Origin of the sequence: Paenibacillus sp. FSL R5-0713, from assembly GCF_037973325.1 — a bacterium.
GTDB lineage: Bacteria > Bacillota > Bacilli > Paenibacillales > Paenibacillaceae > Paenibacillus.
Genome location: NZ_CP150229.1, coordinates 1,238,863 through 1,250,877 on the forward strand (window position 1 = coordinate 1,238,863; position 12,015 = coordinate 1,250,877).

The 12,015-nt window shown below is 47.9% G+C and carries 11 protein-coding genes; 5 read left to right on the forward strand and 6 right to left on the reverse strand.

What is annotated here, in order from left to right; all coding sequences use genetic code 11:
* Positions 1-25: 25 nt before the first annotated feature.
* Positions 26-361: a hypothetical protein gene (locus MKZ12_RS05455; protein ID WP_339259177.1), complete on the reverse strand. Its 336-nt coding sequence runs from the start codon at positions 359-361 to the stop codon at positions 26-28.
* 258 nt (positions 362-619) lie between these two features.
* Here MKZ12_RS05455 and MKZ12_RS05460 point away from each other — a divergent pair, with 258 nt between their 5' ends.
* Positions 620-2,191, forward strand: a complete 1,572-nt coding sequence (locus MKZ12_RS05460) for an ATP-binding protein (RefSeq protein WP_339259178.1) — start codon at positions 620-622, stop codon at positions 2,189-2,191.
* A 366-nt stretch (positions 2,192-2,557) separates the two neighbouring features.
* Here MKZ12_RS05460 and MKZ12_RS05465 read toward each other — a convergent pair whose 3' ends face one another.
* The 3 genes from MKZ12_RS05465 to MKZ12_RS05475 all read right to left on the reverse strand — a co-directional run bounded on the left by MKZ12_RS05465 (position 2,558) and on the right by MKZ12_RS05475 (position 6,707).
* Positions 2,558-4,390 carry an ABC transporter ATP-binding protein gene (locus MKZ12_RS05465; protein ID WP_339259180.1) on the reverse strand — a complete coding sequence of 611 codons (1,833 nt, stop codon included), beginning with the start codon at positions 4,388-4,390 and terminating at the stop codon, positions 2,558-2,560.
* The gene (locus MKZ12_RS05470) at positions 4,383-6,170 is read right to left on the reverse strand and encodes an ABC transporter ATP-binding protein (protein ID WP_339259181.1); all 1,788 of its coding nucleotides are present in this window, start codon (positions 6,168-6,170) and stop codon (positions 4,383-4,385) included. The genes MKZ12_RS05465 and MKZ12_RS05470 overlap by 8 nt, the downstream gene beginning before the upstream one ends.
* 102 nt (positions 6,171-6,272) lie before the next feature.
* The gene (locus MKZ12_RS05475; protein ID WP_339240032.1) at positions 6,273-6,707 is read right to left on the reverse strand and encodes a MarR family transcriptional regulator; all 435 of its coding nucleotides are present in this window, start codon (positions 6,705-6,707) and stop codon (positions 6,273-6,275) included.
* A 239-nt stretch (positions 6,708-6,946) separates the two neighbouring features.
* On the opposite strand from MKZ12_RS05475, the gene MKZ12_RS05480 reads away from it, so the two are divergent.
* The 4 genes from MKZ12_RS05480 to MKZ12_RS05495 all read left to right on the forward strand — a co-directional run bounded on the left by MKZ12_RS05480 (position 6,947) and on the right by MKZ12_RS05495 (position 9,849).
* Entirely contained in the window at positions 6,947-7,885 is a 939-nt protein-coding gene (locus MKZ12_RS05480; RefSeq protein WP_339259183.1) for an NUDIX domain-containing protein, read from the forward strand.
* Positions 7,886-7,977: 92 nt separating this feature from the next.
* Positions 7,978-8,463 (forward strand): NADAR family protein, encoded by a 486-nt coding sequence (locus MKZ12_RS05485; RefSeq protein WP_339259185.1) that lies wholly within the window; start codon positions 7,978-7,980, stop codon positions 8,461-8,463.
* Positions 8,456-9,379 carry a TIGR02452 family protein gene (locus MKZ12_RS05490; RefSeq protein ID WP_339259186.1) on the forward strand — a complete coding sequence of 308 codons (924 nt, stop codon included), beginning with the start codon at positions 8,456-8,458 and terminating at the stop codon, positions 9,377-9,379. The genes MKZ12_RS05485 and MKZ12_RS05490 overlap by 8 nt, the downstream gene beginning before the upstream one ends.
* 47 nt (positions 9,380-9,426) lie before the next feature.
* Positions 9,427-9,849 carry a macro domain-containing protein gene (locus tag MKZ12_RS05495; protein WP_339259188.1) on the forward strand — a complete coding sequence of 141 codons (423 nt, stop codon included), beginning with the start codon at positions 9,427-9,429 and terminating at the stop codon, positions 9,847-9,849.
* A gap of 134 nt (positions 9,850-9,983) precedes the next feature.
* Here MKZ12_RS05495 and MKZ12_RS05500 read toward each other — a convergent pair whose 3' ends face one another.
* Together MKZ12_RS05500 and MKZ12_RS05505 are read right to left on the reverse strand one after the other, a co-directional pair.
* Entirely contained in the window at positions 9,984-10,931 is a 948-nt protein-coding gene (locus MKZ12_RS05500; protein ID WP_339259189.1) for an iron-hydroxamate ABC transporter substrate-binding protein, read from the reverse strand.
* A gap of 61 nt (positions 10,932-10,992) precedes the next feature.
* Entirely contained in the window at positions 10,993-12,015 is a 1,023-nt protein-coding gene (locus tag MKZ12_RS05505) for an iron ABC transporter permease (protein WP_339240037.1), read from the reverse strand.

Genomic DNA, 12,015 nt, shown 5'->3' on the forward strand with positions numbered 1-12,015 from the left:
GATATAGAGAGCTGGCTTTAAGTGTTTAACCATTGACCATCCAATCGATAACGGGGATAACGGGTCCAATGATGCACAAGAGCAACATAAATCCGGCGACATTATAAGATAGCCGGGTACCGAAATGCGCACGATATTTTTTGGCGATCAGGAAGGCTGGAATCCAGAAGAGGGCTGCTACTACAAATGGAATGTGAAGTCCTTGAGTTCCATTGCTATAAATAGGTATGTTTATTAAGTTGAAACGGTAATGACTGAACATAAAATTGGCTTTGCCCCATGGAAAGTTAAAGGCAAGACCCATCGTCAGTACGAGCAGAGAAAGCGTCCCGAAGCCCAGTGGTTTGCGTTGTGTAGTCATATGATATCCTCCATAACCAAGAATTTATCCTAAATTAATCCATTAATGTATTGTAACACAATACTAACCATGCGTAGAGGAATTGTTTCACTTTTGTCGATTACAATTACATCATATGTCCTATTGCCTTCATAAATTATACATTCATGTGAATTTGACCAGCCTCCATTAATCGACAACATCAGCTAATCATAATCGATATAATACATGTACATAAGTTGTTTGATGTGAGTTTTATGTCAAAGGGGGCGAGGCTATTTGCTAAGTTACACGATGAAAATGGTAATTTTCCCACTGGGCTGTTTGCTTGTCATTCTGTCCTCTTATGTTCTAAGGCTTACCCCTCATTTGGCAATCATGTTGCTTTCGGGGACTTTATTGGTAGCAAGTATTTATGGGGAGAGAAGATATCCTGTACTTAGGAAATTTCAATGGATTTTTCTCGGAACATTCCATTATTTCAGTGAGCTGAACTGGTGCAACATGTTGTATTATATGCTCATCCTTTCCATGATCCAGGGCAAACAGCGTGTAGCGCAGACCTTGCCCATTTCACTGCTGTTTATGCTGGAATATACGGTGATTCGCCTTTCCTATGTGCCTATAGATGCATATGCATTGCTGGTATCCATGTTTGATTTGTTAACCTCTATTGTCATTATATTTTTATATCATACCTTGGTTAACAGTGAGACCGAGAAGCGCAGACTTCGGGAAAAAAATCGGTTCCTCACCCTCCATGATCCGCTGACCGGACTGCTGAATTACGAAGGGTACATGGAGATGCTAAATAAGGCAGTAGAAGAACATCGTTCTTTTTTGCTTATCCTTTTGAACGTTAATAACTTTAGCGGTTATAAAAAAGCTTCAGAAGATCCTTGGTGTACGGTAATCACAGGCACAGGCCAGATGATAAGCAATCATTTCACCGAGGCCTATGGCATATCCCGGTATGCAGGAGATCGATTCGCGGTCGTTTTGCCGGAGATACAGGATGTGGAAGAACGAATGTCGTCATTGCTATCCGTTCAGCTGCAAGGACTCCAAGTAAGCTATAGTATCTCCCTGTACCCGGAAATGTCGAATTCGTTGCAGCACTTTATGACGGTGGCCGAGGATAGACTGCTTCAACAACAGCGCAGCAAATGGCTGAAAAATGAAGAAGAAGTATTTCGTTCCGAAAGGCTAAGGGCCGTAGGTGAACTGGCCGCGGGGATGGCTCATGAAATTCGGAACCCGCTTACCGCAATTCGAGGATTCCTGCAGCTGTCACGTGGACAAGCATTTAATATCGCACCATGGTATGAAGTGATTATGGGTGAGGTGACGAGAGTGACCGATCTGACGGCCGAATTTTTACAGTTTTCGAAACCTCATGCCAATCATATGAAGCCGGAACAATTGGGTCACTGCCTTGAGCGGGTGATGTCTTTGACCGAGTCAGATGCGGCATCCCGTGGACATCGAATTACACTTGAAATGTCGAATGAACCAGTCGTGATCAACATGGATCGGGATAAGATTGTGCAGGTATTGATCAATCTGATTCGTAACGCCTTTGAAGCAATGACAGACCCTGGCGAGGTTCATATGGATTTGTTACAGGAAGGAGACGCCGTACTCATTTCCATTACAGATACAGGAAGCGGCATTCCGGAAAATTCGCTATCCACAATCTTTAATCCCTTTTATACAACTAAAGAAGAAGGGACGGGACTGGGACTTGCACTCTGCCAGAAAATCGTTCAGGATCACAATGGCAAAATCACTGTCCATAGCGAAATGGGGGTTGGTTCAACCTTCACGCTTCATCTGCCAATGGAGACGTAATGCGTATATCAAATTTTGGGACAGTAGCAGCATGCTTTCATTTAAAAAAAACAAAAAAACGCCGCATTGGGATTGAAGAACCCCATGCGGCGTTTTGTATTTCGAATAAACTATTGTGCACAAACCACATCGGTTCAGATCATTTTAGCTAATTTCTAAGGAAAATAGGACGTCTTATTGGCCCTCAGGTCCTTACTTTAATTTGTAAGAAACTTCAGACACGTTATTTCCCAAAAAAACATGAAAAAAACGCTGAAAACGCCTGTTTACTCGGATATAACGTGGCTCTGGTTCCTTAGATTTCTGAAGGAGCTTCAAAAGCTTGAATAAGACGCCTCAGATTCGTTAGAGCTCGCCCCACACGCTTTAGTTCGACTTATTTAGATGCCCCTGATGTAACTGATAGTAGAATCCTTGTTGCTGCATCAATGCGTCATGGCTTCCACGTTCAGCGATCTGTCCATCATTAATGACGAGAATCTGATCGGCTTCACGAATTGTGCTCAGTCTGTGGGCGATGACAAAGCTGGTACGATCCTTCATTAACGTCCGCATCGCTTCCTGGATCTTCATCTCAGTACGCGTATCAATGCTGCTTGTTGCTTCATCCAGAATAAGAATGGCCGGATCAGCCAGAATTGCCCGGGCAATGGTCAACAGTTGTCGTTGTCCTTGGCTTAGATTGCTTCCCCCGGAAATGATGGGGGTATCGTAGCCCTGTGACAGTTTGCGGATGAATGAGTGTGCATTTGCAAGCATAGCTGCTTGCCTGATCTGTTCATCCGTTGCATCCGGCTTGCCGTAGGCGAGATTGTCACGAATGGTACCCGAGAACAGGTAGGCATCCTGAAGTACAATGCCGAGTTGCCGACGGAGTTGATCCTTCTCCAGTTCCGAGATGTCACATCCATCAATGGTAATCCGTCCGCCTGTAATCTCGTAGAAACGGGGTAACAGATTGATAATGGTCGTTTTACCTGCGCCAGTGGGGCCAACAAGTGCAATCATCTCGCCAGGTTTTGCAGTAAAACTGACCTTCTTCAGAATGTCTCGTTCCGCACTGTACCCGAAGGACACATCCTCAAATACAACTTTACCTTGAATCTGATCCAGTTGTTTCTTCTGTTCCTCCACATATTCGCCAGGCGTATCCATGATGTGAAACACACGTTCAGCACCCGCAATGGCAGCCTGAATCAGATTGTACTGATTGGCCAGATCGCTCAGCGGTCGCTCAATCTGGCGGGAGTATGCGAGAAAACTGACAATTAGTCCGATGGACGTCAGATCATGATAAGCCATCCATCCACCTACAGAAGCCAGTATGGCAAAACCGATATTGTTCATCACGTTCATCGTAGGCCCAACCAAACCCGAAACCGTCTGGGCCTGGGTGCTGGATGTACGAAGTTTCTCGTTCAGGTTCTGAAAATGTTGATGTGCCTGATCCTGACGGTTATAAGCCGCTACGACTTTCTGTCCAGCAATGGTTTCCTGAGCATACCCATTCAGTTCACCGAGCAATTTTTGCTGGGCGGTGAAATGTTTGCGTGTTCTTGACGCGATCAGACGAGTGGCGATGGTAATTAAGGGTACCGTCACCAGACTGAGCAGGGTAAGCCGAACATCAAGTGCGAACATGATCGACAAAGAGCCAACGAGCAGGATGGCACTGGACATCAACTGGGTTACGCTTTGATTCAGCGTTGTAGATACATTGTCAATATCATTGGTGGCCCGGCTCATCAGATCCCCGCTTTGATTTTTATCAAAAAAGCTGACAGGCAGCTCTTGCAGTCGGGAGAACAACGCATGACGCAGATCTTTAACGGTCAGTTGGGACACACCAATCATGACATAGGATTGAGCCCACATCAGGAGTGAGCCAAGGACATAAACACTCAGCAAGAGGAGACATTCTTTCAGCAAACCCGCTGTTACTTTGGGAACGATATGTTCATTAACGGCACGGCCGAGAAGGTAAGGTCCCGCCAGATTGAGCAGTGTTCCGAGAGCGGTCAGCACCAATGCAGCAATGACTCCTTTGCGGTGACGTCCCATGTATGACCATACCCGGATTAAGGCGTGGCGGGCATTTTTGGCTCTGACTTTGGGAACAGGTCCTCTGCCCGCAGGTCCGGATCTTCCGATGGGAGGCACGACCGTTTGTTGTATGGAGGAAGAGGCAGGTTTAGCCAAATTGAACATCCTCCTTCCGTTGCTGCGAATAATAGATCGATTGGTAGTGTGATGAATGAGTCATAAGGTCATCATGTGTGCCCCTGGCAACGATCTGTCCTTCATCAATAACATATATACAGTCTGCATCCTTCACGGAGGGGATCCGCTGTGCAATCAAGAAGGTGGTGCTGTCTTTCATTAGGGACTGCAATGCTTTCTGAATACTTGCTTCTGTGCGCAGATCCACAGCACTGGTGCTATCATCCAGAATCAGCACTTCCGGTCGCATGAGCAGGGCACGTGCAATGGATATACGTTGTTTCTGCCCACCGGACAGATTGACTCCGCGCTGACCCAGTTCCGTGTCATACCCGTCTTTCAGTTTCATAATAAAATCATCCGCAGCTGCAGCTTGTGCCGCAGCTCGCAATTCAGCATCTGTTGCACCGGGCCGGCCGAAGCAAATGTTATCCCGGATGCTGCCGCTGAACAGAATGGATTCCTGGAGCACAATGGACACACGGCTACGAAGATCCTGAAGATCCCAGTTGCGTACGTTCACTCCATTCACGAGCACTTCACCCTGCGAAGCATCATACAGACGGGGAATCAGCTGCACCAGCGATGTTTTGCCTGAACCTGTGGAACCGATCAGGGCCACTTTCTCACCCGGGCGCGCGATCAGGTTAATGCCAGAGAGTGCATGGTCTCCGTCATAACGGAAAGACACGTCCCTGAACTCTACTTGACCAGCTGTGCGCGACACGACAGGAGATGGTTGGGATGATCTCTGGTGGTCACGGGTAGACGGAAGTGACTGTACAATCCTGGAGTTATCGCTTCCTGATTGAATATCCGGCTGTGTATGTAACACCTCGTTGATCCGGGCGGCAGATACCTTGGCTCGGGAGAAACTCATCATCATCATGCCGATCGACGTGAGGGATGAGAGTACAACCGTGACATAGTTGATAAAAGCAATCAGATCTCCGGCAGCAATATCGCCTCCAACTACCTGGAAACCTCCGAACCACAGCACCGCTACAATGGTAGCGTTCAGCATCAAGCTGAGCACGGGTGCATTCAGCGTGACTATACGCCAGGCTTTGAGGGCGGTTGAAGTATAATCTTCGTTGGATTGCTTGAACCGCTTTTTCTCCAGACGTGCACGTGCAAACGCCTTGACGACACGGATGCCGGCAAGATTCTCCTGGAGCACGGCGTTGACCTGATCAAGCTTGCTCTGAACACTGGCGAACAGCGGATAGGAAGCTTTTATCAGAATAAATAAAATAATAAACAGTACCGGCACAGTGGCAATAAGAATCAAAGCCAGCTTCACACTAATCGTAAATGCCATGATGATACTACCGATGATCAGCATCGGCGAACGGATGAACATCCGCAGCAGCATCTGTACAAAAGTTTGCATCTGTGTAATATCACTGGTCAGACGAGTAATCAGAGATCCTTCCTGAAACGTATCCAGATTACGGAAGGAGAAGGTCTGAATATGATCAAACAGTTCCTGACGCAGGTCCGTGCCGTATCCTACGGCAGCTTTGCTTGAATAGAGTGTGCAGCCTGCGCCGCCAACCCAGCCGATTAACGCAACAAGTAACATGATCAGACCTGTAGTTACGATATGGGACAGATTTCCTGCAAGTACACCATCATCCACGATGCTGGACATCAGCTTGGGCTGGAGCAGATCCATGGTTACCTCAAGTACCATGAGTAGCGGGGCGATGATCGCCGCTGACTTATACGGTGTCAAGAATCGTTTTAACGTCCACAATAGGAAATCACCTCGGTTTTAATTGCATAAGTAAATCAATTTCATCAATCTTTAGTTGCTTCAAGCCAGTTGTTATTAGCGATATCGAGAGTTTGCATCACCTCAGGATTCACGCAGGTTTTGGAGCATACGCTGTGCAAGTGCAGACATGATCTCGGATTCTTCCGGCGTAAAATCTTTCTGAGCCTGCTGTTCCAACTCCTGAATCACGATCCTCAATTCTTGCAGCGCGGAGCGTCCCTGATCCGTCAGGTATACCCGCAGACTGCGCAGATCCTTCGGGTCTGCTTCACGTCTCACATAACCGGATGTTTCCATGCGCTTGAGCATGACGGTTACCGTTGCGGGGCTGCGCTGAAGTTGTTCGGCCAGTTTTTTCTGGGATTGGCCATCCTCCCGTTCAAGCTGGAACAACAAAGGTGGCTGCCCCGGGTATAACTCGGGGTGGTTCACAAGTTTCTCATGAACCTTGTAACGTTTGAGTTTCACAAGTTCGGATAGCTGTCCCATTAACCGATCATTGTGGACTGGGTTCATATCATCCGCTCCATTTCTACCTTCATTTCATCTTCTCGGTACTGAAAACTAGACATTTTTGAACACATCATTTAGTTAGTCGACTAACTAAATTTTAAGTTTGATTTGACATATCGTCAAGTGAATATAGATCATATATTTGGATTGGAAATATTGACCTGAGATAAAACGATGTGATAAATTGATATTATCTAATTGTTAATAACAAAATGTTAATAACAGAATGGGGTTTATATCGTATGACTAAGGAAGGTTCCTCTGGAGGAAATACTCTCGATTACCAGGAGCATCAGGATCAGGCTTATATTAGTGAAGAACAGTTTTTGGACAGCTATGATGCTGGCGATTATGAACGTCCTTCCGTCACCGTGGACATGTTGGTATTTACGATCCGCAGTGAAGCTCAGGAGAATTATCGCAAACTCGCGGAACCCGAACTCCAGTTGCTGCTGATTCGTCGAGGCGGCCATCCCTATCTGGGACAGTGGGCGTTACCGGGCGGATTTGTCTCCATGCAGGAATCACTGGAAGATGCTGCTCGGCGGGAATTGTTGACAGAGACGGGGCTGGATGATATTTATCTGGAGCAACTGTACACCTGGGGAGATGTGGAGCGAGACCCACGTACACGGGTTATCAGCTGTTCCTATATGGCACTGGTCGATAGTAGCGAGCTGGAGCTTCAGGCCGGTGATGATGCCAGTGAGGCCAGTTGGTTTCGGGTGGAGCAGCGTCTTCTGGAAGAGAAGCGCCATATCCATGAGCGTGGACGTGTGACAGAACGCAGGCTGCAGTTGATTTTGACCAATGGAACAGAAGAGTTGTCGGCCATTGTTGAGACGAAAGAAACGATAGAAGGAAAAGTACGGAGCCATCATGTGACGTTGGGTGAGGTTCAGGGGATTGCATTTGATCATGCCAAAATCATTCATTATGCACTTGAGCGTCTGCGATCCAAGATCGAGTATACGGATATTGCATTCAATCTGATGCCAGAGACGTTCACATTGACTGCACTTCAGAAAGTACATGAGATCATCAGTGGAAAAAAACTGCTGGCTGCTGCTTTCCGGCGCAAAATCGCCGATTGGGTCATTGAGACGGGAGAATATGCGAGCAGTGCCGGTCATCGACCATCACGTTTATACAGATTGAATCCAGAGAGGCATACACCATAGAAACGGTAGGAACCAATGAACTCGTACGAAGTGATTCAGGCCAGAGGCCCGGATCGTTGTATACATGAGGAGCAAGTAAAGAGGGGATATGGATGGAAAAGTTTACGTTTTTCTGGCGGACAGCATCGCCGTTCTCACAGTGGCACCCGGCGGACTTTACCGTGAACGGGGTTCACTACACGAGTGCGGAGCAATACATGATGCACCAGAAAGCACTGCTATTTGGGGATCAGACCATGGCAGACAAGATTCTGAAGGCAAGCTCTGCTTCGGTACAAAAAAAGCTGGGCAGACAGGTTACGGGCTTTGACCGGGCTTTATGGGAAGCTGAGTGCCAGCGCATCGTTTACGAGGGCAATTTGGCCAAATTCACACAAAACGAAGAACTGCTAACCGCGCTGCGTGCCACTCGTGGAACGACCCTTGTGGAAGCAAGCCCGGATGATCGCATCTGGGGTGTGGGACTGGCGGAGGAAGACCCGCGCATTCGCAATCGAAGAACATGGCGGGGAACCAATTGGCTGGGTGAGATTCTGACCCGTCTAAGAGAAGATATAGGAAGTGATTCAGATGAGTGATTCTAGTAGATCAAGGGGTAATGGTGGCTCCAATTCACGTTCCAAGCGGGCTAATATCGCACAGCAGACGTTGGCTATTTTGGATGAAGGGCATTACGTAAATGGGTATGATCGCAAGGTTGGGATCGGTACCGATGTGCAGCAAGCCGTCCGAAATTCGGTCTTATACCGTCCAGCAGCATTGTCCGCGCTCAGAGAAAAACGTCGTACAGAAGCTCACGTTGGAATTCAACCCGCTGCCCCATCATCTGAAGTTGAAGCTGCATTGGGTCGCATTGAAGTTACTGGCGAGACTACACTTGGAGCCGCTTCACGTTTGGCAATAGCTGAAGGAAGAGAAGATGTGGTCTGTCTAAACTTTGCATCAGCGAAAAATCCGGGCGGCGGTTTCCTTGGCGGAAGTCAGGCACAGGAAGAGAGTCTGGCCCGAGCGACAGGACTATACCCGTGCATCGCCCAGATGGATGAAATGTACGAGTACAATCGCAAACAGCGATCGGGTCTCTATTCGGATTATATGATCTATTCACCGGATGTTCCGGTGATCCGTGATGATGAAGACAGGCTGCTGGATAAATATTATGTATGCTCATTCATTACTGCGCCGGCGGTGAATGCGGGTGTGGTGAAAGAGCGTGGAGAAGCGGATGATTTACAGATTGAATCGGTGATGAAGGAACGCATCCGTTATATTCTGGACGTGGCTGTTGCGAATGGTCACCGCACGATTGTTCTGGGTGCGTACGGTTGCGGCGTATTTCGTAATGAACCAGCAGTAGTGGCGAAGTATTTTCATGATGTGTTAGTGGGAGAGGCTTATAAGGACGCCTTTGAACGCATTGTATTTGCCGTATATGATCGATCAGCAGGTCAGAGAACATTAAAGGCATTTCAACGTATTTTGGCAGAGGTCTAATAAATAAAATAAGGATCTGTGTAAATAGGATAAAGGAGAGAGATGACATGCAATTTCATGAGAGACAGCAGGATTTATTTGATCTGGGAGATGATTACTCGCTTGCGCATTGCATATCAGCCGATGCAAGGATGGGCAAGGGCATTGCGGTACAGTTCCGCGAGCGATTCGGTTTGGAGAATCTACAAGAACAGGCCAAACAAGAGCCGCTTGAGATTGGACGATGTTATCCGGTAGGACGGACGCTCAATCTGGTCACCAAAGCAAAGTTCTCCAATAAGCCGACGTACCAATCGTTGACGAATGCGGTAGAATCCATGCGGGACGTATGTGTGATGGAAGGGATTACGAAACTGGCGATGCCCCGGATCGGATGCGGGTTGGACAGACTGAAATGGGAGAAGGTCAGCCCAATTATTCAGGAAGCTTTTGCCGATACGGATGTTGAGATTATTGTCTGTACAGTGTGAGCGCGCTTGGTGGAAAAGGGTAGATCGCAGCCTGCTGACAGATTCAAAACAAAAAACCTCAGCTTTGACCGGAATAGAGCGTCAGTATGATTCATACCAACGTTGTTCCGATTTCAAAGTGAGGTTTTTTTTTGTTATTTTTTGGAGAACATTTCTTTGGCTTCATCCATGGCCATTTTATTACCAATCGATGAGTAATCGAGCCAAGGTTGTGCCCCAATCGGGTAGACATGACCGGCTTTGACTGCTTTCAGACCTTGCCAGATCGGATTGTTTTGCAGCTCCTTGAACATGGTTTGGGCTTCATCATCCGAATTCACTACCACAAAGATTGCATCTGCATCATAGTCCGGCAAGATTTCACGGGAGACGACCTGGTACGGTTTCGTTGAATCGATATCTGTGATGCCTTTGGCAGGCGTCAGACCGAGATCCTCATACAAAATGGGACCCATGGGACGGCGTGTACTGAATACACGCAACTCTTTGGCAGTAACACGAATCGCCATTACGGTACCATCACCAATCGTGTCATGAATCAGAGATTTCACTTCTTCCGTTTCGGTCGCGTAGTCCTGAATGTACTGCTCGGCTTCCTTCTCGCGATTCACGAGTTTGCCAATGTCTTTCAGATGATCACGCCATGTACCGTCATCCAGGTTGAAGACATGCACCGGAGCAATTTTTTCGAACTTGGCAATATCATCACCCGAGAATTCTTCGTCCAGATAGATTACATCGGGTTTCAGAGCAAGCAAAGCTTCCATATCCGGATCTTTAACCGGACCAAGTGGCGTTGTATTTTGAAGTTGATCAGCAACGTGAGACAGGAAGCCTTTGGCTTCACCACCGATAACAGAACCAACTGGCGTAATCCCGAGTGATAGCAGATCATTGGTCAGATGGATCGACATGGAGGCAATACGTGGTTCCCCTGAACCTGCACTGTTGTCCTGATTGTTGGTTGAAGTATCCGTGGATGAACCACCAGAAGCAGATGACGAGTTATTGGCCGTTCCACAGGCAGCGAGCACAAGCACCAGACAGATACTCATGACAAGCATAAGGTTTTTCTTTAACATGGGTAGTCACATTCTCCTTGAACATCTCTGGGATGTAATTATTGTTTTTGTAAAAAAAAGATCACTTGCTTCGTACTAACAGGTACAAAAAGTAAGGTGCGCCAATCGCGGCAACCACTACACCTGCCGGAATGGCGTTAGGCTGAAAGATCGTTCGCCCGATCGTATCAGCGCTCACCAGAATAACCATCCCAATGAGTCCGGCAGCAGGGATCAGATGCCGATGCATCGGACCGACAAGTCTGCGCGCCAGATGTGGTGCGGCCAGACCGATAAAGCCAATCCCCCCGGCCATCGATACACTGACGGCAGACAAGGCTACGGCACAGAGCAACAAAATAATACGCTGGGATCGAACAGGCGTCCCAATGCTGGTTGCGGCAGCATCTCCAAGGTTGAAGGCATCGAGCGTTTTGGATCGACTCCAAATGTACGAGATACATAGCACCACCCAGGGAAGCAACGCTTGCACATGAATCCAATCCCGGCCCCAGACGCTACCTGCCAACCAGCGGGCGGCAAAGGAATAGGTGTCTTCATCCAAACGCAGGGATAAGTAGAGGGTCAACGCATGGAACCCGGCCGCTACCGCGATTCCCACCAGAATCAGCTTAATGGGAGATACGCCGTTATGGCGATCATAAGATAACAGCATGATGATCAGGGCGGCGGCAACACTGCCTGCAAAAGCGAACAACGGAATCAGCAAGGCTACAGAGCCATCCATTGTAAAGGAGAGACTAACAAACACCATTAGTCCAAACGCTGCCCCTGCATGTAATCCCAGAATGCCCGGGTCCGCCAGCGGATTGCGGGTAATCCCTTGCAAGGCTGCCCCGGCAATACCAAGTCCCGCTCCGGCCAGTACAGTGACCAGGATGCGAGGCAGTCGGTAATCAAACAGTACAATCTGATCATCCGAACTGCCATGACCAAGCAAGGTCTGTAACACAGCTACTGGGGAGAGGCGAATGGTTCCCGTGTTCAGGCTGATCACAATAACGGCAATGGCGATGCAGAGCAGTGTGATGCTGACGACTAACGAACGTTTACCTCGTGATCGTGAAGGTGTATTGAAATTCAT